Annotated in this window: 26 protein-coding genes; 13 read left to right on the top strand and 13 right to left on the bottom strand. The window is 74.0% G+C overall.

Going from position 1 to position 24,868, the window contains the following annotated elements:
* Positions 1-130: 130 nt before the first annotated feature.
* Both E0L36_RS08555 and E0L36_RS08550 read right to left on the bottom strand, forming a co-directional pair.
* Entirely contained in the window at positions 131-1,948 is a 1,818-nt protein-coding gene (locus E0L36_RS08555; RefSeq protein WP_180928209.1) for a siderophore-interacting protein, read from the bottom strand.
* Positions 1,948-2,940 (bottom strand): ABC transporter substrate-binding protein, encoded by a 993-nt coding sequence (locus E0L36_RS08550; protein ID WP_180928208.1) that lies wholly within the window; start codon positions 2,938-2,940, stop codon positions 1,948-1,950. The genes E0L36_RS08555 and E0L36_RS08550 overlap by 1 nt, the downstream gene beginning before the upstream one ends.
* Before the next feature lie 43 nt (positions 2,941-2,983).
* Here E0L36_RS08550 and E0L36_RS08545 point away from each other — a divergent pair, with 43 nt between their 5' ends.
* From E0L36_RS08545 to E0L36_RS08535, 3 genes are read left to right on the top strand one after another with little or no spacing between them, the layout of a single operon-like run.
* Complete coding sequence (locus E0L36_RS08545; protein WP_219636134.1) at positions 2,984-4,000, top strand: iron ABC transporter permease; 1,017 nt, start codon at positions 2,984-2,986, stop codon at positions 3,998-4,000.
* Positions 3,997-5,133, top strand: a complete 1,137-nt coding sequence (locus E0L36_RS08540; RefSeq protein WP_219636133.1) for an iron chelate uptake ABC transporter family permease subunit — start codon at positions 3,997-3,999, stop codon at positions 5,131-5,133. The genes E0L36_RS08545 and E0L36_RS08540 overlap by 4 nt, the downstream gene beginning before the upstream one ends.
* A complete protein-coding gene (locus E0L36_RS08535; protein ID WP_180928207.1) occupies positions 5,126-5,935 on the top strand; it encodes an ABC transporter ATP-binding protein in 810 nt (269 codons plus the stop codon). The genes E0L36_RS08540 and E0L36_RS08535 overlap by 8 nt, the downstream gene beginning before the upstream one ends.
* Positions 5,936-6,096: 161 nt before the next feature.
* Here the strand turns inward: E0L36_RS08535 and E0L36_RS08530 are convergent, their stop codons facing one another.
* The 4 genes from E0L36_RS08530 to E0L36_RS08515 form a co-directional block, all read right to left on the bottom strand.
* Positions 6,097-6,870 carry a D-Ala-D-Ala carboxypeptidase family metallohydrolase gene (locus E0L36_RS08530; RefSeq protein WP_180928206.1) on the bottom strand — a complete coding sequence of 258 codons (774 nt, stop codon included), beginning with the start codon at positions 6,868-6,870 and terminating at the stop codon, positions 6,097-6,099.
* A 237-nt stretch (positions 6,871-7,107) separates the two neighbouring features.
* Positions 7,108-7,755 carry an FMN-binding negative transcriptional regulator gene (locus E0L36_RS08525; protein WP_180928205.1) on the bottom strand — a complete coding sequence of 216 codons (648 nt, stop codon included), beginning with the start codon at positions 7,753-7,755 and terminating at the stop codon, positions 7,108-7,110.
* Positions 7,756-7,888: 133 nt separating this feature from the next.
* Positions 7,889-8,506: a LysE family translocator gene (locus tag E0L36_RS08520; RefSeq protein WP_180928204.1), complete on the bottom strand. Its 618-nt coding sequence runs from the start codon at positions 8,504-8,506 to the stop codon at positions 7,889-7,891.
* Positions 8,507-8,528: 22 nt separating this feature from the next.
* Entirely contained in the window at positions 8,529-9,272 is a 744-nt protein-coding gene (locus E0L36_RS08515; protein WP_180928203.1) for a metallophosphoesterase, read from the bottom strand.
* 238 nt (positions 9,273-9,510) lie between these two features.
* On the opposite strand from E0L36_RS08515, the gene E0L36_RS08510 reads away from it, so the two are divergent.
* On the top strand, positions 9,511-10,131 hold the full coding sequence (locus E0L36_RS08510; protein WP_180928202.1) for an ABATE domain-containing protein: 621 nt from the start codon (positions 9,511-9,513) through the stop codon (positions 10,129-10,131).
* A gap of 10 nt (positions 10,132-10,141) precedes the next feature.
* On the opposite strand, the gene E0L36_RS08505 is transcribed toward E0L36_RS08510, so the two are convergent.
* Positions 10,142-10,918, bottom strand: coding sequence for an alpha/beta fold hydrolase (locus E0L36_RS08505; protein WP_180928201.1), 777 nt, complete (start codon positions 10,916-10,918; stop codon positions 10,142-10,144).
* A 57-nt stretch (positions 10,919-10,975) separates the two neighbouring features.
* Between E0L36_RS08505 and E0L36_RS08500 the strand changes: the two genes are divergently transcribed.
* Positions 10,976-11,512, top strand: coding sequence for a MarR family winged helix-turn-helix transcriptional regulator (locus E0L36_RS08500; RefSeq protein WP_180928200.1), 537 nt, complete (start codon positions 10,976-10,978; stop codon positions 11,510-11,512).
* A gap of 48 nt (positions 11,513-11,560) precedes the next feature.
* Here the strand turns inward: E0L36_RS08500 and E0L36_RS08495 are convergent, their stop codons facing one another.
* Positions 11,561-12,922, bottom strand: coding sequence for an NAD-dependent succinate-semialdehyde dehydrogenase (locus E0L36_RS08495; protein WP_180928199.1), 1,362 nt, complete (start codon positions 12,920-12,922; stop codon positions 11,561-11,563).
* A gap of 240 nt (positions 12,923-13,162) precedes the next feature.
* On the opposite strand from E0L36_RS08495, the gene E0L36_RS08490 reads away from it, so the two are divergent.
* The 5 genes from E0L36_RS08490 to E0L36_RS28225 all read left to right on the top strand — a co-directional run bounded on the left by E0L36_RS08490 (position 13,163) and on the right by E0L36_RS28225 (position 18,071).
* Positions 13,163-14,305 carry an SRPBCC family protein gene (locus E0L36_RS08490; protein WP_180928198.1) on the top strand — a complete coding sequence of 381 codons (1,143 nt, stop codon included), beginning with the start codon at positions 13,163-13,165 and terminating at the stop codon, positions 14,303-14,305.
* A gap of 63 nt (positions 14,306-14,368) precedes the next feature.
* Positions 14,369-15,298 (top strand): 3-keto-5-aminohexanoate cleavage protein, encoded by a 930-nt coding sequence (locus tag E0L36_RS08485; protein ID WP_180928197.1) that lies wholly within the window; start codon positions 14,369-14,371, stop codon positions 15,296-15,298.
* Complete coding sequence (locus tag E0L36_RS08480; RefSeq protein ID WP_180928196.1) at positions 15,285-16,259, top strand: 3-hydroxyacyl-CoA dehydrogenase NAD-binding domain-containing protein; 975 nt, start codon at positions 15,285-15,287, stop codon at positions 16,257-16,259. The genes E0L36_RS08485 and E0L36_RS08480 overlap by 14 nt, the downstream gene beginning before the upstream one ends.
* A gap of 132 nt (positions 16,260-16,391) precedes the next feature.
* The gene (locus E0L36_RS08475; protein WP_180928195.1) at positions 16,392-17,357 is read left to right on the top strand and encodes a PDR/VanB family oxidoreductase; all 966 of its coding nucleotides are present in this window, start codon (positions 16,392-16,394) and stop codon (positions 17,355-17,357) included.
* 132 nt (positions 17,358-17,489) lie between these two features.
* Complete coding sequence (locus tag E0L36_RS28225; RefSeq protein ID WP_180928194.1) at positions 17,490-18,071, top strand: TetR/AcrR family transcriptional regulator; 582 nt, start codon at positions 17,490-17,492, stop codon at positions 18,069-18,071.
* Between the two features lie 89 nt (positions 18,072-18,160).
* Here E0L36_RS28225 and E0L36_RS08465 read toward each other — a convergent pair whose 3' ends face one another.
* The 3 genes from E0L36_RS08465 to E0L36_RS08455 form a co-directional block, all read right to left on the bottom strand.
* Complete coding sequence (locus E0L36_RS08465; RefSeq protein ID WP_180928193.1) at positions 18,161-19,003, bottom strand: VOC family protein; 843 nt, start codon at positions 19,001-19,003, stop codon at positions 18,161-18,163.
* Positions 19,003-19,752: an SDR family NAD(P)-dependent oxidoreductase gene (locus tag E0L36_RS08460; protein ID WP_180928192.1), complete on the bottom strand. Its 750-nt coding sequence runs from the start codon at positions 19,750-19,752 to the stop codon at positions 19,003-19,005. Before E0L36_RS08460 ends, E0L36_RS08465 begins: the two co-directional genes overlap by 1 nt.
* Before the next feature lie 88 nt (positions 19,753-19,840).
* Positions 19,841-20,629: an SDR family NAD(P)-dependent oxidoreductase gene (locus E0L36_RS08455; RefSeq protein ID WP_180928191.1), complete on the bottom strand. Its 789-nt coding sequence runs from the start codon at positions 20,627-20,629 to the stop codon at positions 19,841-19,843.
* A 471-nt stretch (positions 20,630-21,100) separates the two neighbouring features.
* On the opposite strand from E0L36_RS08455, the gene E0L36_RS08450 reads away from it, so the two are divergent.
* Complete coding sequence (locus tag E0L36_RS08450; protein WP_180928190.1) at positions 21,101-22,015, top strand: hypothetical protein; 915 nt, start codon at positions 21,101-21,103, stop codon at positions 22,013-22,015.
* A 153-nt stretch (positions 22,016-22,168) separates the two neighbouring features.
* Here E0L36_RS08450 and E0L36_RS08445 read toward each other — a convergent pair whose 3' ends face one another.
* Entirely contained in the window at positions 22,169-22,576 is a 408-nt protein-coding gene (locus E0L36_RS08445) for a hypothetical protein (RefSeq protein ID WP_180928189.1), read from the bottom strand.
* 144 nt (positions 22,577-22,720) lie between these two features.
* Here E0L36_RS08445 and E0L36_RS08440 point away from each other — a divergent pair, with 144 nt between their 5' ends.
* Positions 22,721-23,155, top strand: coding sequence for a VOC family protein (locus E0L36_RS08440; protein WP_180928188.1), 435 nt, complete (start codon positions 22,721-22,723; stop codon positions 23,153-23,155).
* A gap of 336 nt (positions 23,156-23,491) precedes the next feature.
* Here E0L36_RS08440 and E0L36_RS08435 read toward each other — a convergent pair whose 3' ends face one another.
* A complete protein-coding gene (locus E0L36_RS08435) occupies positions 23,492-24,268 on the bottom strand; it encodes a methyltransferase domain-containing protein (RefSeq protein ID WP_180928187.1) in 777 nt (258 codons plus the stop codon).
* On the opposite strand from E0L36_RS08435, the gene E0L36_RS08430 reads away from it, so the two are divergent.
* Positions 24,267-24,815, top strand: coding sequence for a MerR family transcriptional regulator (locus E0L36_RS08430; protein ID WP_308416671.1), 549 nt, complete (start codon positions 24,267-24,269; stop codon positions 24,813-24,815). The genes E0L36_RS08435 and E0L36_RS08430 overlap by 2 nt on opposite strands.
* Positions 24,816-24,868 lie beyond the last annotated feature (53 nt).

The raw sequence follows: 24,868 nt of genomic DNA, 5'->3' as shown, positions 1-24,868 counted from the left end.
GGCCGGTCACCACCGGGCAGCCTACGCGCAAGCCGTCCGCGAGGTCAGCCCGCGCGAGCGGGGCCGCACTGGGCCGCGCGGGGCCCGGAGGTACCGCGGTACCTCCGGGCGACCGGGAGGGCTACGGCCCTCAGGCCGCGCGCAGTTCGATCATGAAGAAGTTCTCCCTGACCCGCGTCGTGCCGGTCAGCCGCAGCCCCGCCCCCCGGGCCAGCTCCGCCCAGTCGGCCTCGGTGCGCTCCCCGCTGGCGAAGACCGTGTGCATCTGGAGGTCGAACACGATGTCCTGCGCGTCGTCGTGGTCCCCGCTGATCCGCTCGAACAGCACGACGCGGCGGTCGTCCGCCGCCGCTGCCACCCGGCGCAGAATGGCCGTGGCCTCCGCGTCCGGCCAGTCGTGCAGCACCTGCGCGAGCACGTAGACGTCGGCGTCCTCCGGCAGCGCCTCGAAGAAGCTGCGACCCACGATCCGGACGCGCTCGGCCAGCCCCCGTCCGGCGAGTTCGGCGCGGCCCCGCTCGGCGGTCGTCGGCAGGTCGAGCAGGGTGCCGGAGGTGTGGGGGTAGGCCGTGAGGACGCGGCCGAGCAGGGTGCCGGTGCCGCCGCCCACGTCCATGACGTGCTCGTCGGTGAGGTCCAGCGCCTCGACGGCCCGTGGCGACCACATCTCCGTCCAGTGGCCCAGCACCTCGTCGAAGGTGCGGCCGAGCCGTTCCTCGGTGGCGAGTTCCGCCCAGAAGTCGTGGCCCCTGACGTGGGTGAAGCCGGAGGTGCCGGTGCGCAGGGTGTGCACGATGCCGGGCCAGGCGTCGTCCAGCCGGGAGTATCCGTTCCGGCGGTCGAGCCCGCTGTGGGCGGTCTCCTCCAGCAACACCGCCCCGAAGGGGGTCAGTTCGACGGTCTCGGCGGCGCCCGCCTTGCCACCGAGGGTGCAGAAGCCCTCCTGTTCGAGGACGCGGAGCAGGCGGCGCAGCCCTCCCTGGGTGACCTCCGCCGCCTCGGCGAGCGCGGCGATGGTGCGGTGGCCGTCCGTGACGTGCTCGGCGAGGTCGAGGGTGAGCGCCGCTCGGATGGCGTGCGGCACCCCGAGTCCGGTCTTCCGCCGCAGGGTGTGCAGCGCCAGGCCCATCTCCTCCTGGGTCTGGCCCGCGCGCCAGTACCCGGCGACGTCGGTGAACCCGGGGTCCACGCCGCGGTCCTGGCGGAACCAGCGGCGCAGGGGGCGCAGCGTGCCCGCCTCCCCGGCGGCCCACGCGTACACCCGCCCGTCGCGCCAGGGCGCCGCCCGTACCGCGTCCATCAGCCCGTCGGGACCGGCGGTGTCGCGGTGCACCCACGTCAGATGGAGGTCGGTCGCGTGGTCGAGGGTCTGTTCCTCGCTGGCGGTGGGGACGGAGACCACGGCCGTCACCGGGGTGCCCGCGGGCAGCTCCTCGATGCGCCGGGCGATGGCGGGCAGCGCGGTCTCGTCACCGACGAGGAAGTACCAGTCGATGCCGTCCGGGAGGACGGTCGTACCGCGGGGCCCGGCGACGTGCACGCGCTGGCCGGGGGCCACCCGCTCCGCCCACTCGGCGGCGATCCCGCCGCGGTGCCGGACGAAGTCCAGCTCCAGGCGGCGCCGTTCGGGGTCGTAGCGGCGCGGGGTGTAGTCGCGGGAGCGGCCGATGGCCTCGCGGGTCCAGTCCAGGTGGCCGTCGTCCTGGACGGGTGGCGCCACCGGCGGCGTCCCCTCGGGGACCCCGGGCCCGTCGGTGATCACGATCTTGACGTGGTCGTCGGCGTTCTCGGTGCGGAACGGCTCGATGGCGTACCCGTTGTTCCGGAACGCGCCGAGCTGTTCGCCAGTCAGAACGACCCGGCGGGTGAGGGGGGTGACGTCGAAGACCTCCAGGACCTCCAGCTCACGGATGTAGATCGGGAACGCCCGGTGTTCGCGGCCGGCCATCAGGAGGAGGTCCCTTCGGAGGTGTACCGCTGTGCGGCGGTGGTCAGTTCCGTCACCTGCTGGTTGGCGGCGGCGAAGGTGTAGATGGTCGCGGAGGTGAGCGGGAAGACGTTGCCCGCCTTCACCGCGGGAAGACGTTTGAAGGACTCACTCCGCAGCAGCTTGTCCACGTCCGGCTCCTTCTTCCCGTGCAGGTCGACGGCGTAGAAGAGCACGTCGGCCCCGTTGAGGTCCGGGATGTTCTCGCTGGCCAGCTCCTCCACGTAGCGCGCGGGCCGCTTGGTGTACCGGTCCATATAACCGAAGCCCGCGGCGTCCAGCCGCTCCCAGGCGAGCGACTTCTTCGTCGATATCCAGTTCTTGCCGCCGTCGGTGCTGAGATGGACGGCCTTGGCGCCACGGAGCCGCTTGCCGTGGCGGCGCTCGATGGCGGCCAGCTTCTTGCTGAGCGCGGCGTTGTCCCGTTCGAAGCCGGTCGACTTCCCCACCACGTCGGCGAGTTGGGGGTAGTTCTTCCAGACGTCCGGCGGTTCGGCGATCTTGAGGATCACCGTGGGAGCGATGTCCTCCAGCTCGTCGTAGTCGATCCCGATGTTGCCGTGGTCCATGCCGACGATCAGGTCCGGCTTGGCCTTGATGACCTTCTCCACGTCGACGCCCTGGAAGGTCCCGACCGTGGGGATGTCCTCGTACTTCGCGTAGGTCCCGGCGTCCATCTCGCCCTTGAGGAACTCGCCCTCCAGCGCCGCTACCGGCTTCACGCCGAGGTCGGCCAGTTCGGAGCCGGTGCGCCAGAGCGCCACCACACGCTTGGGTTTGACGGGGACTCCGGAGATGTCGCCGTTCATGGTGTCGCGCACGGTTCGGGTCTCCCCGCCGTTCTTCCCACCGTCCGCCGTGTCATCGGAAGTTGAGCCTCCGCAGGCGGCCAGCGTCAGCATCGCTCCCACGGCCGCGACGGCGAGGGCGGCTCGGGTTCTGCGTCCTGTCATCGTGTGATTCGCCTCCAATGAGATTTAGGTTAGCCTAACCTTCGTGAGATTCAAGCCACCTCCAGCGGGGCTCCGACTCCCGCTCGCCGCCGGGCTGCTGACCGTGGGAACCGGCCTCGCCGTCCTGCTCAGCCTCGCGTTCGGCAGCAACGCCATCCCCTTCGGCGAAGTCCTCGCGGCCGTCCTCACCGACGTGGATTCGGACAACGCCACCGTCATCAGTTCGCAGCGGCTGCCCCGCACGCTGCTCGGGCTCGCGGTCGGCCTCGCGCTCGGCATGGCGGGCGCCCTGATGCAGGGCCACACCCGCAACCCGCTGGCCGACCCCGGGCTGTTCGGCGTCAACGCGGGCGCCGCCTTCGCCGTCGCCGGTCTCACCTACGGGCTGGGCGTCGGCTCCGCCACCGCACACGTCGGCGCCGCGCTCGCCGGTGCGGCCCTCGTCACCGCGCTCGTCGCGCTGTTCGGGCTGCGCGGCACCAACCGGGGCGCGCTCGTCATGCTCGCCATCGCCGGTACCACCCTCAGCGCGCTGCTCACCGCGCTCACCACGGCGCTGGTCCTGCTGGACAAGAACACCCTGAACGTCATGCGGTTCTGGCAGGTCGGCGCGCTCGCCGACCGGGACTACACGATGCCGGCGCTGGTCGTCCCGCTGCTCGCGGCCGGCTGCGTGCTCGCCCTGGTCAACTCCTTCTCCCTGAACGGCCTCGGGCTGGGTGACGAGGTGGCGCACGCGCTCGGCACCCGGGTCCGCCGCAGCCGGATCACCGGCGTCCTCGCCATCACGCTGCTCGCCGGACCGGCCACCGCGGTCTGCGGGCCGATCGCCTTCCTCGGCCTGGTCGCCCCGCACACCGCCCGGGTCCTGGCCCGGCACGACCAGCGCTGGCTGGTGCCGCTCTCCGGACTGACCGGCGCGATCGTGCTGCTCCTGGCCGACACCCTCGGGCGGGTCAGCGCCCGCCCCGGCGAACTGGAGGTCGGCATCGTGATGGCCGTCATCGGCGCCCCCGTGCTGCTCGCCGTCACCCGCCGCAGAAGGCTGGTGGCCCTGTGACGACCACGCGATCCACCACCCTGGAGCGGCCGTCGGAGCACCGGCCGGAGCAACAGCCCCCGCGGGGGCTGCGGTTCGCGCTGGACCCGCGCCGCGGGGTGCGGCTCGGCCCGGTCGCGGTACCGCTGCGCCCCCGCGCCGTGCTGGTGACCGCGGTGATGGTGCCCGCGCTGCTCGCGCTCTGCGCCGTCGGGGTGTTCACCGGCAGCGTGCACCTTCCCGCCGACCGGGTGCTGGCGGCGCTCAGCGGGAGCGGCAGCCAGCTGGAGAACCTCGTCGTCCTCGACCACCGGTTCTCCCGGGCCGTCGCCGCCGTCCTCGTCGGCTGCGCGCTCGGCTGCGCCGGGGCGCTGACCCAGTCCGTCACCCGCAACCCCATCGCCAGCCCGGACATCCTCGGGGTGGCCAGCGGCGCCGGGTTCTTCGCGGTGCTGCTCGTCACCCAGCCGTCGATCGCCTCGCACACCGGGGAGAACGCGGCGACTGAACTCCTCGCGCCGGTCGCGGTGCTCGGCGGGATCGTCACCACCGCCGTCATCCTGGCACTCGCCTGGCGGGGCGGTTTCGACGGGCTGCGGCTCATCCTCGTCGGGCTGAGCGTCAACGCCATCGCCCTGGCCGGGACCTCCTGGCTGCTGACCCGGGCCGAGCTGGAGGACGCGCAGATCGCCACCCGCTGGCTCACCGGCTCCCTGGAGGGCGTACGGATGCCGGACGTCACCGCGCTCACCCCGGTGGTGCTCTGCGGCCTCGTCCTCTGCGCGGCGCTCGCCCGCGACCTGGGCGCGCTGCGGCTGGGCCGGGACGTGGCCCCCGGGCTGGGCACCCGGCCCGGGCGGACCGAGGCGCTGGCGCTGCTCCTCGCCGTCGTCCTCGTCTCGGGCGCGACGGCGGTCGCCGGGCCGATCGCCTTCGTCGCGTTCGTCGCGCCGCAGGTCGCGATGCGTCTGTTCGGCACGCCCGGCCCGCCGCCGCTCGCCGCCGGGCTGACCGGCGCGCTGCTCGTCCTGGCGGCGGACATGACGGCCCAGCGGCTGCCCGCCGAACTGCCGGTGGGCGTGCCCACGGCCGTCCTCGGCGCCCCCTACCTGCTGTACCTGTTGAACCACCACCGGCGGAGAACCAGTGTCTGAGGAGAAGTCCGGGGCCAGTCCCCTGAGCGCGCGCGGCGTCAGCGCCGGGTACGGGCGGAAGACCGTGCTCGGCGACCTGTCGCTGGAGATACCCCGCGGGCGGGTCACCACCGTCATCGGGGCGAACGGCTGCGGCAAGTCGACCCTGTTGCGGGTCTTCGCGCGGCTGATGACCCCCACCGCGGGTCAGGTGCTGCTGGAGGGCGAGCCGCTCGCCGGGCTCCGCCCGCGCGACCTCGCCCGGAGGGTGACGCTGCTGCCGCAGAACCCGGTGGCGCCGGAGGGGATGACCGTCGCGGACCTGGCGGCGCGCGGACGCCAGCCGCACCAGCCCTGGTACCGCCGCTGGGACCCGGAGGACGACCGGATCGCGGCCGAGGCGATGGCCGCGACCGGCGTCGGCGAGCTCGCGGACACCCCGCTGGAGGAACTCTCCGGCGGCCAGCGTCAACGGGCCTGGATCGCGATGGCGTTGGCCCAGCAGACCGAGCTGATGCTGCTCGACGAGCCCACCAACCACCTCGACCTCGCCTACGCCGTGGAGGTGCTCGACCTGGTCGTGCGGCTCTGCCGGGACACCGGCCGCACCATCGTCATGGTGCTGCACGACCTCAACCTCGCCGCCCGCTACAGCGACCACCTCGCGGTGATGCGGGACGGCACGCTGGCCGCGCAGGGCCCGCCCCGGTCCGTCCTGACGCCGGAACTGCTGTGGGACAGCTTCGGGTTGCGCGCCCACGTCTTCGACGATCCGCTGGACGGACTGCCCACCGTGGTGGCCGCCCGCACCCAGCGGGCCTGACCCCGCCCGGCGGGGCTGGCCGTCCCGGCCGTGGGGGCCGGGCGCGAACTCGCCGGCCCGGAGGGCCCGTTCGCCCCGCCGGGCCAGCCCACGCGAAGCGCCCGCGGTCCCCCAGGAGGGGAACCGCGGGCGCGCGTCCGGCTGTTGTCAGCCGGGCGACCTCACATCCCGCAGCTGGGAGCCGACCAGGACTTGCCGCCGCCGCCCGCGACGTGGGTGTGGTCGTCGTGACCGGGGTAGCCCGGGCCGAGGATCTCACCGAAGCCGTGGTTCCGGGCTTCGAGGGCCAGGGCGCAGAAGCCCTGGGACCCGGCGCCCAGGTCGGCCGCGTGGCCGTACAGGTGACGGCTGTTGGGCGCGCCGCCCACGTTGTCGTTGCAGGAGACGCTGCGGAAGCCGCCGTTGACGACGATCGGCTTGTCGCCCATGGCGTGCCGCATGGCCTGCAACTTCCACATGGTGACCAGGGCGTTGGCCTTGGCGGTGGCCGCCGAGACCTTTCCGCCGGACCAGTCGGAGTTGCAGTTGTTCAGCTCACTCCAGTCGAAGTTGACCGGCGAGCAGTCGTCGTCCTGGAGTTCGTAGATCTTGTCGAAGGTGGCCTGGTCCGCGACGCCGCTGCCGCTCAGCCCGTACGCCTCCTGGAAGCGCTTCACCGCCGCCTTGGTCGCGGGGCCGAACTCGCCGTCGATCGCGATGTCCTCACCCGACGCCGGGTAGCCCGCCACCCGGATCTGGAGCTGCCGCACGGCGTCGCCGGAGGCGCCCTCCTTCAGCTCGTCGCTCCAGGTGTAACAGGCGTCGGCGGGCGCGGCGTCGGCGGACGGCGCCGGGGCGGTGGACTGGCTGGAGCTGGCGGAGGCGGGCGCGGCGAACAGCATTCCGGCGCTGGCCACCGCCGCCACGAACAGCGTGGTGGAACGTCGTGATGTCATGTGGGGAGACCTCTGCTCGGTCGATGACATGGTCAGGCCGGAGCCTCGCGAGCCACCCCGCGTTTGTCAATGCGCCCGCTCCGTCCTTAACTCCCTTGTGTCCAGGGCTCATTGGACTAGCCCGCGGAAACGGGGAGGGGAGCCCCGGTCCGTCCGGGAGGAGCGGCGGGGCACCCGGATACCGGACGCCCGGCACCCGCCCCGGGGCCCGGGAGGAGGTCCGGGGGGGGCGGGGTGTCAGGGTGTCCAGGGGCCGAGGCGGTCGAGTCGGCGGCGCTGCTGGCGTGCGGTGGCGGCGTCCAGGCCCTGGTCGCGCACGGTGAGGTGCCCGGCGACGGCCGCGCGGTGCTCGACGGTCTTCTGGTCGTCGTACTTGAACTTGGCCCGTACCTCGGTGACCGCGAGCCGCAGTCCGCGGATGCCGGACAGCATCCGGCCGTAGGGCGGCTTCCCGGGCTCGACGGCGGCGTGGTCGCCGTCCGGCTGGAAGTGCGCGAGCTGCCGGCGCAACAGCTCGGCCTTGGCGTCCGGTTCGTCCACGAGGTGGGCGTGGCAGCTGAACTGGACGGCCGTGTAGTAGCTGGTGGGGACCCCGTCGGTGGGGGGCACGCCGTCCTTCGCTCGCCAGGGGCCGGGGATGAAGGCGTAGTCGCCGACGACGGTGAGGACGACGCGCGGATCGCGCTCGAGCGCCGTCCAGACCGGGTTGGGCCGGGCGAGATGGACCAGCAGGTCCGCGCCGTCCGGGCTGAAGTGGGTGGGGACGACGGCGGGCGGCTGGCCGGGCGGGCCGTTGACGCTCAGTTGCCCGAAGTCGTGGCCCTCAAGGATCCAGTCGCGCCACTCGGCCTCGTCCAGGCTGGCGTCCCAGGGGTGGATGAGCACGCTGTCCTCCTCGCGGTGGCCGCTCGCGGACGAGCCGGTGGTGGTCCGCCCGCCACGGTAGCCGCCCGGTGGCGGGCCCCGACGTCCCGGCCCCGGTCAGGCCGCCCCGTCCCGGTCAGCGCCGCCCGCACGGCTAGGCCAGCGCGCTCCGGACCCCGAGGACGAGCAGCACCGCGCCGGTGGCCCGGGCCACCCGCTCCCGGTACCGGGGCCGCCGCAGGGTGTCCGCGGCCCGGTGGATGAGGAGCGTCCAGACGCCCAGCCAGGCCGCCACCAGCAGCGCGTGGGCGGCGGCCAGGGTGAGGATCTGGCCGCCCAACGGGCGGTCCGGCACGAGGAACTGGGGTACGAGGGTCAGGTAGACCGCCGCCGCCTTCGGGTTGAGGACGTTGGCGAGCGTCGCCTGCGTGTAGGCGGAGTCCGGCCACCACGCCGGGCGGCGGGCGGCGGCGCCCGGCGGCTTCCGGGCGGAGCACCAGGTCCACAGGCCCAGGGCTACGAGGTAGGCCGCGCCGAGCAGCCGGACGGCGGTGAGGGCCCGGCTGGAGTGCAGGACCAGCGCCGACAGTCCGGCCAGCGCAAGCAGGGCGTGGGCGTGGATGCCGGTGGCCGTGCCGAGGATGACGGGCACGGCCCGGCGGCGCCCGGCTCCGGCGGTGTGCCGCAGCAGCAGCGCCAGGCTGGCGCCCGGGGTGGCGACCAGGGGAAGGAGCGCCACCAGGAACCCCAGGACGGCGTGCGGCGGGATCACGGTGCCTCCGGGCTCGGCGGGTTCAGGGCAGCACGCGGAAGTGGGTGGTCAGCCGCCCGTCGTCGTCGAGGACGTGGAAGGCGAGACCGGGCGGCTGGTCCGGGTCGACGGGAGGGCCGCCCTCCCAGGGCAGACGCAGGGTCGAGGTGACGGCCGGTGCGGTGACCAGCGGGAGTCCGGCGAAGTTCGAGACGGCCGCGGTGTGCGCGTGCCCGGTGAGCACGGCGGCGATCCGGGGGTGCGCGTCGAGCAGGGCGGCCAGTCTCGCCGGTTCCCGGAGCCGGATGGCGTCGGGCAGCGGGTGGTGGAGAACGACGGGCGGATGGTGGAAGGCGAGCAACGCCCGGGTCTCGCCCGGCAGTTCGGCGAGCCGCTGCTCGATCCAGCGCAGCGTGCCGGCGTCGAGCAGGCCCTCGTCGCGGCCGGGGACGCTGGAGTCGCACAGCAGGACGGCGGTTCCGGCGACGTGGTGCAGCCGGTTCACCGGCCCGTCGCCGGGTGCCTCCCCGAGCAGGGCCGTGCGGTAGGCGGAGCGCACGTCGTGGTTACCGGGGCAGGTGAGCACCGGGAAGGGGCCGCTGAGCAACTCGGCCGCCAGGGCGTACTCGTCCTCCTCCCCGTGGTCGGCGATATCGCCGGTGACGAGGACGGCGTCGACCGGGCGGGGCAGGGAGCGCAGGTGCTCCAGGACCCGTTCGGCGCGCCGGGTGGCCCGTGCGCCCCCGTCCAGATGCAGGTCGCTGACCTGGGCCAGAAGCGTCGTCATCGGCTGTTCCCTCCCCGGGGCGGCGGCAGGCGCGCACGCGTCGGACGCGGAGGCGCACGACGCGGCGGGCACGGCGAACGCCCGCGCCTAACGGTAATTTCCATTTTTCCGTTAGATAGCCTAGGCGCGGCGGCGCGGTGTGCTCAAGTGGGGGCGGTGGAAGGGGTGGTCACGCCCCGGCACCACGGAGCGAGGCCGGGAGCCGTGGGGAGCGGCGAGGACGTGGGAGGAGGCGCCGATGGAGAGCGGGCTGGCGCTGGAGCTGGCGAGCACGATCCGGCACGACGGGGACGGCGGCGTCACCGACGACCTCGCCACGCCCGCCGGGGCGACCCGCTGGGTCCGGGCGCGGGAGGAGCTGCTGGACGGCGTCCCCGTGCGGGAGCTGGTGGTGGACGAACGGCTCCGGGCGGAGATCACCGGGGTGCGGCGGGCCGTCCGCGCCCTGTTCGCCCGGGCCGTCGAGCCCGCTCCCCCCAGTCCGGCCGACGCCGGTGAACTGCCGCCGTGGGAGCGGGCGCTGGCCCATCTGAACCAGACCGCCGCACTGGAGCGGGTGGTTCCCCGGCTGGACTGGCCGCCGGACGGAGACCCGGCACCCCGGCTGCTGCCGACCGAGCCGGACCCGCGGGTCCGGCTTCTGGCGGCGCTGGCCCGCTCGGCCATCGACTTCCTGGGCGGACCTCGACGCGCGCGGCTGCGGGCCTGCGCCGCACCGCGCTGCGTGCGCTACTTCGTCAAGAGCCACGGGCGGCAGGAGTGGTGCAAACCCTCCTGCGGCAACCGCGCCCGGGCGGCCCGCCACTACCGGCGTCAGCGCGCGGCGGCGGAGGGCGGTCCCGCCGCCGCGCACCCCTGACGGCCGGGGGTCACAGCTCGCGGAGGAAGCCCCGGAGGATCTCGTTGAAGGCGTCCGGGCGCTCCATGTTGGGGTAGTGCGCGGCGCCGTCGAGCGACACCGCCCGGCCGCCCGGGACGGTGCGGGCGAGCCGTTCGGCCATGCCGACGTGGTCGGGTGAGTCGAGGGCGCCGTTGACGGCGAGCGTGGGCACGCCGATCCCGGCCACGCGGTTCCAGGTGTCGGCCACCGGGATCCGCCAGTCCGGCTCGTCCGCGGTGTGCTGGGACATCGTGCCCCGCGCCATTCCGCGCAGGCGCCCGACGACCTCGGGGTCGAGCTGGTCGAGCCCACGGTGCGGGCCCGCGCCGAGGAGGGTGAACGCCTCGACGGAGGCGTCCAGATCACCCGCGGCCATCGCCGCCTGCCAGGCGCCCAGGGTCTGCTGGGTCCAGGGGTCGGTGAAGTACGGCTCGCTGGTACCGGCGCCGCTGACGACCAGCGCCGCGACGAGATCGGGGTACTCCAGGGCGGCGTCGACCGCGAGGGCGCCGCCCATGGAGACGCCGACCAGGATCGCCGGGCCGGTCTCCAACTCCCGTAGCAGCGCGGCGAGGTCGTCGACGTGCCGGAACGGCGCGGTGGCGGGAGCGGACCGCCCGTGCCCCCGGGCGTCGGGCGCGATGACGCGGTACCGCGTGGCCAGCACGGGAATCTGGTCGGCCCACATGCCGTGGTCCAGGAAGCCGCCGTGCAGCAGGACGAGCGGCCGGCCGGTGCCGGCGTCGAGCCAGAACACATCATTCATGACAACCAAGGTGTCATCTTGTGGCGCGACTGACAACTCAGGTGTCATGATGGAGAGGTGAGTGAGACCGAGCGTGAACAGCCGCCCGAAGCCCTGGCGGAGCGGCTCTCCCAGGTGTTCGACCTCGTGGGGCCGCTGTACCGCCGGGCGCACCACCGGGTCGAACAGGACGTGTCCACCGAGGGGTTGACGGTCGGGGTGCGGGCCGTGCTCCGCGTGCTGCACGCCAACGGCCCCCTGACCGTCCCGCAGATGGGCCGGAACCAGGCGCTGAGCCGCCAGTTCGTGCAGCGCGTGGTCAACGACGCGGCGGCGCGGGGCCTGGTGGAGCCGGTCGCCAACCCGGCGCACAAGCGGTCCTCCCTGATCCGGCTGACCGCCGACGGCGAGGCCGCGATCGGGGCGGTGCTCGACCGGGAACACGCGGTGCTCGGCGGGATCAGCGGCGAGCTGAGCGAGGCCGAGGTCGACACCTGCCTCCGCGTCCTGACCCACCTCCTCGACCTGGTGGGCACCGGGGAGCCGCAGCGGACCCGCCCGGGCGGGGCACCGGCGGACGGCACGCGGCCGCCCCGCCCGCCGGACCCGGCGTAGCGCGGGGCGGCGGAACGGGGCGGGAGCCGCGTGCGGTGTGGGCCGGACTCAGGGGAGCCGGATCATCTTCTTGTTCACGAACTCGTTGAACGCCAGGTGCCCGAGCTCGCGTCCGGTGCCGGAGCGCTTCACGCCACCGAAGGGCAGCTCCACGGCCTCCGCGTCGACCTCGTTGACGAAGACCATCCCGGCCTCCAGCCGGTCCGCCACGCGCCGCGCCTGCTCCTCGTCCGGTGTGTGGACGTACGAACCCAGGCCGAACGGGGTGTCGTTGGCGAGGGCGACCGCCTCCTCCTCGTCCCGCGCCCGGTACAGCACGGCGACCGGACCGAAGAACTCCTCGTGGTGCACGGGGTTCTCCGGGGTGACACCGGTGACGACGACGGGCGGGAAGAAGGTGCCCCGGCGCGGACCGGCCCGGCGCACGGTGGCCCCGTGCTCGGCGGCGCGCTGTAGCTGCTCCTCCAGCCGCTCGGCGGCGGCGGTCGAGGACAGCGGCCCCAGCCGGGTGGCGGGGTCGGTCGGGTCGCCGGGCTCCAGGGCCGTGAAGACGCGGGTGAACCGCTCGGCGAACTCCTCGTACAGCTCGTCCACGACGATCATGCGCTTGGCGGCGTTGCACGCCTGCCCGGCGTTGTCGATCCGCGCGGTGACGGCCTTGTCGACCGTCGCGTCCAGGTCGTCGGTGCCCAGCAGCAGGAACGGGTCGGAGCCACCGAGTTCGAGGACGACCTTCTTCAGGTGGCGGCCCGCGAGTTCGGCCACCGCCTGCCCGGCGCGCTCGGATCCCGTGAGGGACACCCCGGCCACCCGGGAGTCGGCGATGAGGTCGGCCACCTGCTCGTTGGTGGCGTAGACCGTGGTGTAGGCGTGGGCGGGGAGCCCGGCGTCGGCGAAGATCCGCTCCAGGAAGGCGGCCGACTGCGGGCACTGCGGGGCGTGTTTGAGCAGGATCGTGTTGCCGACGGCGAGGTTCGGGGCCGCGAAGCGGGCCACCTGGTAGGCGGGGTAGTTCCACGGCATGACGCCGAGCAGGACGCCCAGCGGAGCGCTGCGCACCAGGGCCCGTCCGGCCGGGAGCCCGATCTCCACGTCGGCCAGGCAGTCCGGCGCCACCTCGGCGGTGTACCGGTAGATGTCGGCGCAGAAGTCCACCTCGCCGAGGGCCTGTTCGATCGGCTTGCCCATCTCGCGGACGATGATCTCCGCCAGTTCGCGGCGCCGTTCGGCGTGCAGCTCGCCCACGCGCGCGACGAGGGCCGCCCGCTGCCGCACCGTGGTCTCGCGCGCCCAGGACGACTGCGCCGCGCGCGTCGCCGCCAGGGCGCGTTCCAGCTCCTCGTCGGTGATCGTCGGGTACTCCGCGACCAGTTCGTCGGTGACGGGGTTGATGACTGCGTACCGGCTCATGCTCCTCCTCCAGCTCGCACGTCAGCGGTGCGGTTCGGCGCGTCATGGTGGCACAGACTGAACAGATGTCCAGGGGTCCGACGATACCCCGACCCCCGCGCACACCGCGGCGATCGCCGGGGCCGCCCCTCGCACACCGCCTCCCACCTGGGGTGACCCCGGGAAGATCGACGGGGGGCGAGCCGGGGACCAGCGACCGGACTATTGAACGTTCGTCCAGTTTCACCTATCGTCGACGCCATGACTGCTGTCACTCCGGAAGAGGTCACGGCGATATCCGCCGGCTACGACGAAGATCCCGCGAACTCCCTGTCCCTGCGCGCCGACGCGTACACCGAGCCGAAGTGGCACGCGGCGGACCTCCAGGCCGTCTTCGCCCGCACCTGGCAGTGGGTGTGCCACGTCGAGCGGCTGACGCGGCCGGGCAGCTACGTCGCCACGACGATCGCCGAGACACCGGTGGTCGTCGTCCGCGACCGGAAGGACCAGCTGCGCGCCTTCTACAACGTCTGCAAGCACCGGGCGCACGAGCTGTTGTCGGGCTCCGGCACGACGCGCGCCATCGTCTGCCCGTACCACGCGTGGACGTACGACCTGAGCGGCGCCCTCGTGGGGGCGCGGCAGACGGACCGGATGGAGTCATTCGACCGCTCGGCGATCTGCCTCGACCAGATCCAGGTCGAGGAGTTCTGCGGTTTCGTCTTCGTCAACCTCGACCCGGCGGCCACGCCGCTGGCCCAGCAGGCCCCCGACCTCGCCGCCGAGATCACCGCGCGGGCCCCGGACCTGCCCCGGCTCACGCACGCCAAGCGGCTGCACTACGAGGTGCGGAGCAACTGGAAGAACGTCATCGACAACTTCCTGGAGTGCTACCACTGCCACGTCGCGCACAAGGAGTTCGTCTCCCTCGTGGACATGGACACCTACGACGTGCGGACCCACGGCATCTGGTCGAGCCACTTCGCGGACGCGGGCACCTCCGAGAACACCGCCTACGATGTGTCCGGCGCGACCGTCACGGAGCACGCGGTGTGGTGGCTGTGGCCCAACACCTGCCTGCTGCGCTACCCCGGGCGGGGCAACTTCATGGTGTTCCAGATCGTGCCCGCCGGGCCCGACCGCACCGTGGAGACCTGGGACTTCTTCCTGGAGAGCACCGAGCTCGACGAGGCCGAGAAGCAGTCGGTCCAGTACATCGACGAGGTCCTCCAGGTGCAGGACATCGACCTGGTGGAGAGCGTGCAGCGCGGGATGAGCACCCCCGCCTTCCAGCAGGGCCGAATCGTGTACGACCCGGAGCGGGCGCCGGGGCTCTCCGAGCACGGCGTGCACCACTTCCACGGCCTCGTCCTCCAGGCCTACCGCGCGCTCGTCGGCGCCTGACCCTCCCGCGCGCCGCCCGACCACACGGCCCGATCCACCCACTCCGCAGCGAGGTGCGTTCGCATGCCCCCACCCGTCATCATCACGTGCGCCCCCACCGGGGGCATCCACACCCCGACGATGTCCCCGCACCTGCCGATCACCCCGGAGGAGATCGCCCAGGCGTCCGTCGAGGCCGCCCAGGCGGGCGCGGCCATCATCCACCTGCACGCCCGTGACCCGGAGGACGGGCGGCCCGACCCGCGTCCGGAGCTGTTCCAGCGGTTCCTGCCGCGGATCGCCGCCGAGTCCGACGCCGTCGTCAACATCTCGACGGGCGGCGGGCTGGGCATGTCCCGCGAGGAGCGGCTGCGCGCCGCGAACTGGGCCTCCCCCGAGATGGCCTCCCTCAACGCCGGGTCGCTCAACTTCGGGATCTTCCCGATGCGGCGGAAGTACGGCGAGTGGAAGCACGACTGGGAGCCGGAGTTCCTGGAGAGCACCCGCGACCTGGTCTTCAAGAACACCTTCGCGGACCTTGAGTACATCGTGCGGGAGCTGGGCGGGACCCACGGCACCCGGTTCGAGTTCGAGTGCTACGACCTCGGCCACCTGTACAACCTGGCCTGGCTCATCGACCAGGGCTGGGTCGAGCCACCGTTCTTCGTGCAGCTGGTCTTCGGCGTGCTGGGGGGCGTGGGCGCCGACCTCGACAACCTGGTGCACATGCACACCATCGCGGACAAACTCTTCGGCGACGACTACGAGTGGTCCGTCCTCGCGGCCGGGCGGCACCAGATGCCGTTCGCGACGCAGGCCGCCATGCTCGGCGGCAACCTCCGGGTGGGCCTGGAGGACAGCCTGTTCATCGGCCCGGGCGAACTCGCCCGCTCCAACGCCAGCCAGGTCACGAAGATCCGCACGATCGTCGAGTCGCTCGGGCACACCGTCGCGACCCCGGCCGAGGCCCGCCGGCGGCTCGGCCTGAAGGGAGCGGAGCATGTCGCGTTCTGAGCACCCGGGCGGCGGGCCCGGAGCCGTCACGCACGTCGCGAGCCTCGGCGGCGGGGTGATCGGCCAGAGCTGGACGGCGCTGTTCCTCGCGGCGGGCAGGTCCGTCGCCGTGTACGACCCCGACCCGGCGGCCGAACGGCGGGTGCGGCAGGCGGTGGAGACCGCCTGGCCGGTGCTGACCCGGCTGGGGCTCACCGAGCGGGGCGACCCGGAGAACCTCTCCTTCCGCTCCGACGCCCGCGCCGCGGTCGAGGGGGCCGGGTTCGTGCAGGAGAGCGTGCCCGAGCGGATCGGCCTGAAGCACGAGGTGTACGCGGCGATCGAGCCCGCGCTCGGCGCCGGGACGGTCGTGGCCTCCTCGGCCTCCGGGCTGACCCTGACCGAGATGCAGCGGGGCTGGCGGGATCCGGGCCGCCTCGTGCTCGGCCACCCCTTCAACCCACCGCACCTCATCCCGCTCGTCGAGGTGATGGGCAACGACCGCACCGGCGCCGGGGTCGTGGACCGGGCCCGCGCCTTCTACGAGTCGACGGGGAAGGTGACGATCGAGGTCCGGCGCGAGGTGCCGGGGCACGTCGCCAACCGGCTCCAGGCGGCGCTCTGGCGGGAGGCCATCCACCTCGTCACCGAGGGCGTCGCGAGCGTGGAGGACGTCGACACCGCCGTCTCCGCCGGCCCCGGGCTGCGCTGGGCGGCGATGGGACCCACCCAGCTGTTCCACCTGGGCGCCGGGGAGGGGGGCCTCGCCGCCTTCTGCGAGCGCTACGCCGACAGCTTCAACCGCTGGTTCGACGACCTGGGGGAACCGCACCTGGACGAGGCGACCGCGCGGCGCCTGGTGGACGGGCTCCGCCCGGTCAGCGAGGGGCACTCGATCGAGGAGCTGGCCCGCCAGCGGGACGCGCTGCTGACCCGCCTGGTCGCCCTCACCCGGGATCCGGGCGCGCCCGGGACGTCCTGACCCCGCCCCACGGAACACCGTCCGGCCGTACGACGGCCACCGCGGACGGGGCGCGCCCGAACCGGCCCGGCGCACGCCGGGCCGGGCGGACCCCGCGTCCCGTCCGCCCCCGCAGAGAGAACAGGAAGAGCCATGTCCGTGCTGAGCGACCGTCCGCTGACGTTGCGGCTGGAGCGGAGGACGCGGGCGGCGGACTCCGCCGTCCTGCTGGAGTTCGCGTCGGCCGACGGCGCGGACCTGCCCCCCTGGGACCCGGGCGCGCACCTCGAACTGCGCCTCCCCTCCGGCCTGTCACGGCAGTACTCGCTCTGCGGCGACCCCGCGGACCGCCGGACGTACACCGTCTGCGTACTGCGGGAGGAGGCCGGGCGCGGCGGCTCCGCCGAGGCGCACGACCGGCTCAACGCCGGTGACGAGATCGGGAGTTCCGCGCCGCGCAACCACTTCCCGCTGGTCGAGGCACCCGACTACCTGCTGCTGGCGGGCGGTATCGGCATCACCCCGCTGCGGGCCATGGCCCGGGAACTCGACCGGCGCGGCGCCTCCTGGCGGCTGGTCTACGGCGGTCGCGCCCTGCGCTCCATGGCCTTCGCGGAGGAGCTGGCCACCGCCCACCCCGACCGGGTCACCCTGGTGCCGCAGGACGAGCGGGGGCTTCCGGACCTGGCGGGGCTCATCGCGGGGCTCACGCCGGAGACCCGCCTGTACTGCTGCGGCCCTTCGCCGATGCTCGCCGCGGTGTCCGGGGCCTGCGCCACGGCCGGGGTCTCCGACCGGCTGCACCTGGAGCGGTTCGCCGCCGACGGGGACGCGCCCGCCGGGGACACCGGTGCCGCCTTCGAGGTCGAGCTGCGCGCCACGGGCGTCACCCTGAACGTCGCCGCCGGCCAGAGTCTGCTGGAGGCGGTGCGCACGGTGCTGCCGACCGTCGACTCCTCCTGCCGGGAGGGTTACTGCGGCACCTGCGAGACCCGCGTCCTGGAGGGCCAGCCCGAGCACCGCGGCAGCCTGATGACGCCCGAGGAACACGACGCGGAGGGCACCATGCTCATCTGCGTCGGCCGGGCGCGCGGCCCCCGGCTGGTCCTCGACCTGTGAACGGCGGCCCCCCCCGGCGGGCGGGCCGCCACGAGCCCCCGGCGAGGCGCGGTCCCGCCCCCGCTCCCCCGGCTTCCCGCGCCCGTCCACCGCGTATGCGGGGCGGCCGCCCGAGCGGCTAGTATCGCCCGGGTGAGCGACACGGTTGCGGGAGTCGGACGGAAGACCGGCCGACAGGAGCGGATCCTCGACGCCGCCCTCGCGCTCCTCTCCCAGCACGGCATCTCCGGCGTCAGCATGCGCGCCGTCGCCCGGGAGGCCGAGGTCTCGCTGGGGCTGGTCAACTACCACTACGACGGCAAGGTCACCCTCATCAGCGCGGCGCTGCGCCGCGTCGAGGAGCACGACGTGGCCATGGTCACGCCCGATCCGGCCCGGAGCGCGGAGGACAACCTGCGCGCCGCCCTCCGCCGCGTCGCCGACGCCGAGTTCCTGACGACGGAGTACCTCTCGCTGCGGCTCCAGCTGTGGGCCCTCGCGCAGGCGCACCCGGACTTCGAGGAGATCAACACCACCGCGCAGAAGCGCTACCGGAAGGGGCTCGCCACGCTCATCCGGGCGGCCCGGCCGGAGCTGTCGAGCGCGGAGACCACCAAGCGGGCCACGGACATCGACGTCGTGCAGAACGGCATGTGGCTCACCGCCCTCCTCGGGATCGACCGGGCCGCGATCCGGCGCAGCGTCCGGCGGTGCGAGGAGATCGCCTTCGGCTGACCGCGTACGGGCCCCTCCGGGCGGTCCGGCCCGTACGGGCGGCGGTACCGGGTCCGTCCGCCGCGCGGCTGGCCGTTCGGCCGTCGGGGTCAGTCCGGGCCGATCGCCGCGGGGCCGATCCGCGGTCCGCTGGGGCGGCCGTCCGGCAGGTCCACGCCCCGCACGCCGGGCCGTTCGGCGGGGAACACCCGCACGCTCCCGCTCGGCCACGCGAACTCCACGTGGTCCTCCGCCGCCCGCGCCGCGCCGCCCAGGACGTCCCCGAAGAGGCGCCGGGAGAACTCCGGATCGGTGGACGCGAGCCGGGTGGCGCCGAGTTCGGCGACGGGGCCGGGAACGGTCTCCCACAGCGAGGTCCACCACAGTGGCTCGGTCGCCCCACTGACGCTGGGCAGCGTCTCCGGGTCCCGGTCGCGGCTGGCCAGCAGCTCGCCCGGGGCCGGGTAGGCGCGGTCGGACTGGGCGAGCTGCACGACCACGCCGTGTCTGCCGTCCGGCCGGATGAACGCCTCACGCCACGGCGGGTGGTGGTAGCTCTCGCCCACCACGTCCGCGCCGACGGCCCGCGCCCGGGCGACCGCGGCGCGCAGGTCCGGCACGGTGAACGTCAGATGGTGCGGTCCCTCGCCGCGCTTGGCGAGGTACCCGGCGAGGAAACCGGCGCCGGTCGGCTCCATCAGCTCCAGCCGGGCGCCCGCGCTCGCCGACCCCGCGTACAGCAGCAGGTACCGGAACTCCGCCAGGACCTCACCGGTGATGGGCGTCGCGCCCAGCTCCCGCCGCAGCCGGCGTGCCCAGCCCAGCGCGTCGTGCACCGCGAAGGAGGTGTGGTCCAGGTCCGGGCCGCCGCCCGGCCCGGCCGCCGCGCCCACCGCAGGCGGGCTGGACGCGGCGGGCTCCGTTGATCCGGCGGGCGGTGGGGAGGCGGTCATCAGAAGAGTCCCGGGTTGAGCGGGGAGGCGGCGGTGAGGCCGCCGTCCAGGGTGAACGTCTGGCCCGTGACGTAACGGGACTCCGCCGAGGCGAGCCAGGCCACGGCGTTCGCGATGTCCGCTGGCTCACCGAAGCGGCCGACGGGGTGGCGGGCGAGCGCGTCCCGGCGGGCCGCCTCCGGGTCACCGGCGAGCGCGAAGCCGTCCTCGGCCATCGCCGTCATGATCCAGCCGGGCTGGATCGCGTTGCACCGCACCGCCGGTCCGTGGTCCACGGCGATCGAGCGGGTGAGCCCGTGCACGAACGCCTTCGACGCGTTGTAGAGGGCCATGTTCGGGTCGGCCACCTCACCGGAGATGGAACCGATGTTGACGATCACGCCGCCGTGCTCGGTCATCTGGGGGAGCACCGCGCGGCACGCGGCGAAGGTTCCCCGGCAGTTCACGCCCACCACCAGGTCCCAGTCCGCGTCGGTGGTCTCCGTGACGGTCCTCTCGACCTGGACGCCCGCGTTGTTGACGAGCAGCGAGACCGGCCCGAACTCCCGGTTCGCCTCCGCGAGGACCCGCTCCACCTCCCCCGGGCGCGCCACGTCGGCCCGTACCCACGGCACGTCCCCGGGCAGGTCGGCGGGCCGGTCACCGCGCCCGCACGTCAGCACGCGCGCTCCGTCGGCCCGGAGCCGCTCCACCACGGCGCGCCCGATTCCCCGGCCCCCGCCGGTCACGATCGCGGTGTGCCCCGTCATCGGGCACCCCCGTGGTGGACGGGGGCGTGCCCCGGCCGGTCCTGCCGTCGGACGGTGGCGGACCGGAGCCGCCTCGGAGTGGTGTCCATCAGAGCCTCATCTGCTGTGCCTGCGCCGACAGTCCACCGTCCAGGACCCAGAGCTGCCCCGCCGCGTAGCCGGCCTCGTCCGAGGCCAGCCAGTTGACGAGGTTGGCGATGTCCTCCGGCGTCCCGTAGCGGCGGATCGGGTGGACGCCGCGGACCGCCTCCTGGAGCTGGCCGATGTCGCGCCCGGCCCCGCCCGATCCGGCGCCGTTGAAGAAGCTCTGCAACATCGGGGTGTCGATGTAGCCGGGGCAGACCGCGTTGACGCGGATGCCCTCGGGGCCGTGGTCACAGGCGAGCGCGCGGGTCAGGGCGTGCACCGCGCCCTTGCTGGCGCAGTACGCCGCTAGTCCGGGGTCGGCCAGGAACCCGTCGTACGAGCCGAAGTTGACGACCGAGGCGGTGGTGTCGCCCCGTACCGCGTTCCGGAGCAGTGGCAGGGCGTGCTTGCAGGTCAGAAAAGTGCCGGTCACGTTGACCGCGAAGGACTGGTTCCACTCGTCGAGCGTGGTGTCCTCGATCGTCTTCTCCAGCTCGATCCCCGCCGCGTTCACGAGGACGTCGAGCTTCCCGGAGCGCTCGCGGATCTCGGCCATCGCCCGCGTGACCTGGTCCTCCGAGGTGACGTCCAGGCTCAGGAACCGGCCGTCGCCCTCGGGCCCCGCCGGGTCCCGCCCGGGCAGGTCCGCGACGTGGACCTCGGCGCCCTCGCGGAGGAACCGGGCGACGATCGCCCGGCCGATACCGCCCCGCCCACCGGTGACGAGCGCGGTCTTGCCTGCCAGCTTCATACGCTTCGGCCCTTCCCTCGATCGACGTCGGGACAGCGGCCGCCGTCCTGGCCCGGTGGTCCGGGCACTCCCCCGCTCCCCGGTCACACGCCCCGGACGTTCCCCCGCACCGTGCCGGTCCCGGCCCACCGTTCCGCACCGCTCCGGCGCGGCGTCCCCGCTGGTCGCGGCGGTGGGAACGGCGGTCGCGCCCGGCCGTCCGACCCAGTCTGCCTCCTGAACGTTCGTCCAATCAAGCCCCCCGGAGCGTCACCCCCGTGGGCCCCTCCTCCACCCCACCGGCACGGAGCGGCCACGTCCCACGGGGAGCAGCACCACGCGGGAAGGCGCCACCCCCGGGGAAGCGCCGCCCTCGGTCAACGGCGGCCGGTACGGGGCCGCCTGACTCCCGAGGAACCCAACCTCCCCTCGTCAGGGGCCTGTTGGGGTGGGACCATCGTGGGCGGGCACTGTCACCGGGAAGGCGAGGGCGTGAACGACGCACGAGGGGACACCGCGTGGGACACCGCGCCGCTGACCGGGCGGCTGTCCCGGGCGCGGTGGCACCGGTACCGCGCCGAGACGGTCGCGGGCCGGCACGGAACGGAACTCGCCCGGCCGTCCTGGCGCGAGCGGTCCGAACACGCCGTGCTCGCCGTGGTGTTCGGGGTCGGGGTGCCCGCCCTGCCGCTCGCCCTCTTCGTCACCGGCGCACCCACCGCGCTCGCGATCTGCGCGTCGGCGCTGTGGTCGGGGAGCACGCTGATGGCGCTGTACTGGTCGCGCCGGGACCTCTGGCGGCCCCGGGTCCGCGCCCGGTTCCGGCTGGCCGAGTTCGCGCGCGTCAACGGCATGGAGTACCGCCCCGAACCGGAGCCGAGACGGCTCGCGGCACACGTCTCCGGCGCCGCCGCGCGGCGGCGCCACCGGGACCGGATCACGGTGCCGGGGCCACGGGGCTTCGCCGTCGCGCGGTACGAGGAGACCTCGGGCGGCGATGACGCCGAAGGCTGGAGCGTCACCCACGGCTACGCGGTGTTCCGGCTGCGGGAGTCCTGCCCGCGCACCCTGGTGGCCCGTCGCTCACCCGCACTCCCCCGTGAACTGAAGGACGTCGAGCCGGTCGGCGGCCCGGCGGGCACCTCGGTGTGGTCGGCCGGGCCCACGCACCCGCTGCTGGGACCGCTGCTCGGGAGCGGCGTCGTCGAACAGGCCCGCGGGTTCGGCCGGTCGGTGCGGATGGAGATCGTCGGAACCGAACTGTTCCTGATCCGCGAGGGGTTCTGGCCGATGCGGTCACCACGGCTGTGGCGACGCCTGTCCTCGGTGGCCCAGGCGCTCGCACCGTTCCTCGACACCACGGACCGGGTGGACCCGGCGAAGTGCCTCGTCCCGTACGGGAGATGACCACTCCACCCGAGCCCCGGCACCCACCCACCGCTCGATCCCCAGCCGTGACACGGACGTGGCGGACACGCACCGAGGACGGGCCGTGACCCCGTCGCGCTGTCGCCAGGTTCCACACGTCCCTGACGGCCCGCCAGTCCGCGTAACCGACCGTCAGCCCCGGCGAGTTGTCAGCTCGCGAAGCTCCGCCTCGTGCCTCGCCTCCCGCTGGAGCGCCTCCTCCAGCGTGTACGGCTCGTCGAGCCGGTCGCCGTGGTCGAGCACGCGACCGGCCAGGCCGATCAGCGGGGCATCCCCGTGCGGAGTGGAACAGTCGAACAGGGGGCTGCACAGCGCGTCACCGCTCTCCTCCGGATCAGGCGCCATCCGCGCTCCGGTCCAGCCCCGGTGCCCCCACAGCCGCGACAGGGCGACGAGGGTCGCGGGGTCGCACCGCTTCTCGCGGGGGTCCGCGTCGGAGCGCAGCCGCCGCACCAGATCCGCGTGGAGCCCGTACCGGCGGGCCCCGTCCGCGACGGCGCGGGGCCGGTCGGCCCGGAGCGGCCCGGTACGGCCCGTCAACTCCCCTTGCCCTCACGGTTGTTCGCCTCCGCCCGCCGGTCCCCCTCACCGGACGGAGGGGCGGTGGGCGACACGGCCGCCACCGGCGCCGAGGGGCCCGACATGGGGAGGCGGGCGCCGGAATCCCGCTGTTAGGGTGCGCCGATGTCATCGATCAAGCAGTTCCAGGTCACCTTCGACTGCGCGGAGCCCGAGCGTGTCGCTCGCTTCTGGTGCGAGGTGCTGGGGTACGTCGTACCGCCACCGCCCAAGGGGTTCGACAGCTGGGACGACCTCAACCGTTCGCTGCCTCCCGAGGAGCGGGACGCGTGGTGCGCCTGCGTGGACCCCACGGGAGTGGGCCCCCGCCTGTTCTTCCAGCGTGTTCCCGAGGGCAGGGTCGTCAAGAACCGGGTGCACCTCGACGTACGGTCCGCCGTCGGACTGGTGGGCGAGGAGCGCGTGGCCGCGCTGGAGGCCGAGGGCGCGCGGCTGATCGCGCTCGGCGCCGAGCGCGTACAGCTGCTGACCGCCGACGAGGAGAACGAGTCCTGCCTGGCCATGCGGGACGTCGAGGGCAACGAGTTCTGCCTCGACTGAGCGCCCCCGGACGGGCGTTGGGACGGCGAGGCGCCACCCCACCCTGCGTGCGGGCCTCTTCGCGCCGTGGCGGGCGCGCCTCTTCGTACAGCGCCCCGGAGGACGCGCGGAGGCCAGGAGGGACGCGCGAGCTGACGGGTGCGGCCGCGCCGTCGGGGCGGGCCGGTTTCGGGGTGCCGTGCTGACGGGTGTGCGTGAACTGGCCCTCCAGCGCCGCTCCGACGGCGGTCGATCGCCCGACTCCCGCCTCACGCCCGTCGGTTGGTGAGGCCACCTGGAGCGGCCCCGGCGCCGCCCCGCCCACGAGCCCCCGGAGGCCCACCGGCGGGGCGGCGCTCAGTCCGGGGCGGTGGCGGCGGCCACGAAGAGCGGAATGGCGACCAGGAAGCGGCCGCTCTGGGCGCGTTGGCGCTGCTCGGCGAGCCACTCCCCGGTCCGGGAACGGCTGACGGCACCGTGCGCACAGGCCGCTTCGGCGAGCCGGGTGAGCAGCGACAGCATCCCGGGATCGGTGAACACTCCCGTGTGCGCCTCGACGGTGACCTCCTCGAAGCCGCCGTCCAGCAGCAGAGCCCGGTACTGGCGGCCAGCGCGGGGCGCTCCCAGGAGGTCGGCGCGGGCGTGGACGAGGGCGCGGGTGAGTTCGGCGTCGGCCGAGTCGATCATGATGGCGTCCCAGTCCTGCCCGGCCAGGACGATCCTGCCGCCGGGACCGAGGACACGCCGTGCCTCCGCGACGGCCCGGGCCGGTTCCGGGAGTACGTGCAGGACCTTGTCGGCGCGGTAGCCGCGCACGCTTCCGTCGGTGAACGGCAGGTCCTCCGCGCTCGCCTCCCGGAACTCGACCTCGGGCCACCGTGCCCGGGCGGTCGCCAGCATGGCCGGGCTCGGGTCGACGCCCACCGCGTGGACGCCGCGTTCGGCCAGCTCGGCGACGGCGCGTCCGGAACCACAGCCGATGTCGACGACGGTCGACTCCGGTGCGGGCGACAGCAGTTCGTAGGAGCGGGCGCGCAGCCGGACGGCGCCCGGCAGCTCGTCCGCCGCGTCGAGGACGGACAGCAGGTTCTCGATGTCGCGGTGCTCGTCCACCGCGTCCTGGTTGTTGGACATGACCGACAGGCTGCGTCTTAATGTCGACATGAAGTCAAGCCAGCCCACCGGCCCCGTCGCCCCCGCTGACGCCACCCCACCCGCCGCGCCCCTCACCCGCTCCGACGTCCTGGGCATCGGGGCCCTCGCCGCGCGGTTCGGCCTGGCGCCCCACGTCCTGCGGCACTGGGAGTCGGTGGGCCTGCTGCACCCCGGTCGGGACGCCGCCGGGCGCCGCCGCTACGGCGCGGACGACCTCAGCCGGGTGGCGATGATCCTCATCGCCAAGCGGGCGGGGCTCGGCCTGGACGCCATCCGGAGCCTGTCCACCTCCGTCGACCGCGCCGCCCGGCGCGAGACCCTGCGCCCGGCGGCCGAGGAGCTCCGGTCGGGGATCGCCGCGGCCCAGGCCTCGTTACGGCTCATCGAGGGCAGGCTGAACTGCGAGCACGAGGACGTCACCCGCTGCCCGGAATACCGGCGGCTCGTCGCCGAGGAGATCGACTCCCCCACACCCGCGCACCGTTCGGCACGGAACGACAACTCCCCCGCCACACCCCCTGGTTGAACGCCAGCGCGCCGGAGGCCACCGTTCGCGGCGCCGGGGGGCACGGGGCCGGT

Source organism: Streptomyces sp. AJS327, assembly GCF_013450295.1.
Taxonomy (GTDB): domain Bacteria; phylum Actinomycetota; class Actinomycetes; order Streptomycetales; family Streptomycetaceae; genus Streptomyces.
Note: the sequence above shows the minus strand (reverse complement) of the source record. Positions and strands in the feature narration are given on the sequence as shown.

Excerpts from the sequence above, each read along its gene's own strand:
- E0L36_RS08465 (WP_180928193.1), bottom strand. The coding sequence starts at position 19,003 with ATGACCGCCTCCCCACCGCCCGCCGGATCAACGGAGCCCGCCGCGTCC.
- E0L36_RS08530 (WP_180928206.1), bottom strand. The coding sequence starts at position 6,870 with ATGACATCACGACGTTCCACCACGCTGTTCGTGGCGGCGGTGGCCAGC.
- E0L36_RS08455 (WP_180928191.1), bottom strand. The coding sequence starts at position 20,629 with ATGAAGCTGGCAGGCAAGACCGCGCTCGTCACCGGTGGGCGGGGCGGT.
- E0L36_RS08490 (WP_180928198.1), top strand. The coding sequence starts at position 13,163 with ATGACTGCTGTCACTCCGGAAGAGGTCACGGCGATATCCGCCGGCTAC.
- E0L36_RS08480 (WP_180928196.1), top strand. The coding sequence starts at position 15,285 with ATGTCGCGTTCTGAGCACCCGGGCGGCGGGCCCGGAGCCGTCACGCAC.
- E0L36_RS08515 (WP_180928203.1), bottom strand. The coding sequence starts at position 9,272 with ATGACGACGCTTCTGGCCCAGGTCAGCGACCTGCATCTGGACGGGGGC.
- E0L36_RS08485 (WP_180928197.1), top strand. The coding sequence starts at position 14,369 with ATGCCCCCACCCGTCATCATCACGTGCGCCCCCACCGGGGGCATCCAC.
- E0L36_RS08460 (WP_180928192.1), bottom strand. The coding sequence starts at position 19,752 with ATGACGGGGCACACCGCGATCGTGACCGGCGGGGGCCGGGGAATCGGG.
- E0L36_RS08440 (WP_180928188.1), top strand. The coding sequence starts at position 22,721 with ATGTCATCGATCAAGCAGTTCCAGGTCACCTTCGACTGCGCGGAGCCC.
- E0L36_RS08555 (WP_180928209.1), bottom strand. The coding sequence starts at position 1,948 with ATGGCCGGCCGCGAACACCGGGCGTTCCCGATCTACATCCGTGAGCTG.
- E0L36_RS08510 (WP_180928202.1), top strand. The coding sequence starts at position 9,511 with ATGGAGAGCGGGCTGGCGCTGGAGCTGGCGAGCACGATCCGGCACGAC.
- E0L36_RS08550 (WP_180928208.1), bottom strand. The coding sequence starts at position 2,940 with ATGACAGGACGCAGAACCCGAGCCGCCCTCGCCGTCGCGGCCGTGGGA.
- E0L36_RS08505 (WP_180928201.1), bottom strand. The coding sequence starts at position 10,918 with ATGAATGATGTGTTCTGGCTCGACGCCGGCACCGGCCGGCCGCTCGTC.
- E0L36_RS08495 (WP_180928199.1), bottom strand. The coding sequence starts at position 12,922 with ATGAGCCGGTACGCAGTCATCAACCCCGTCACCGACGAACTGGTCGCG.
- E0L36_RS08430 (WP_308416671.1), top strand. The coding sequence starts at position 24,267 with ATGACCGACAGGCTGCGTCTTAATGTCGACATGAAGTCAAGCCAGCCC.
- E0L36_RS08475 (WP_180928195.1), top strand. The coding sequence starts at position 16,392 with ATGTCCGTGCTGAGCGACCGTCCGCTGACGTTGCGGCTGGAGCGGAGG.
- E0L36_RS08435 (WP_180928187.1), bottom strand. The coding sequence starts at position 24,268 with ATGTCCAACAACCAGGACGCGGTGGACGAGCACCGCGACATCGAGAAC.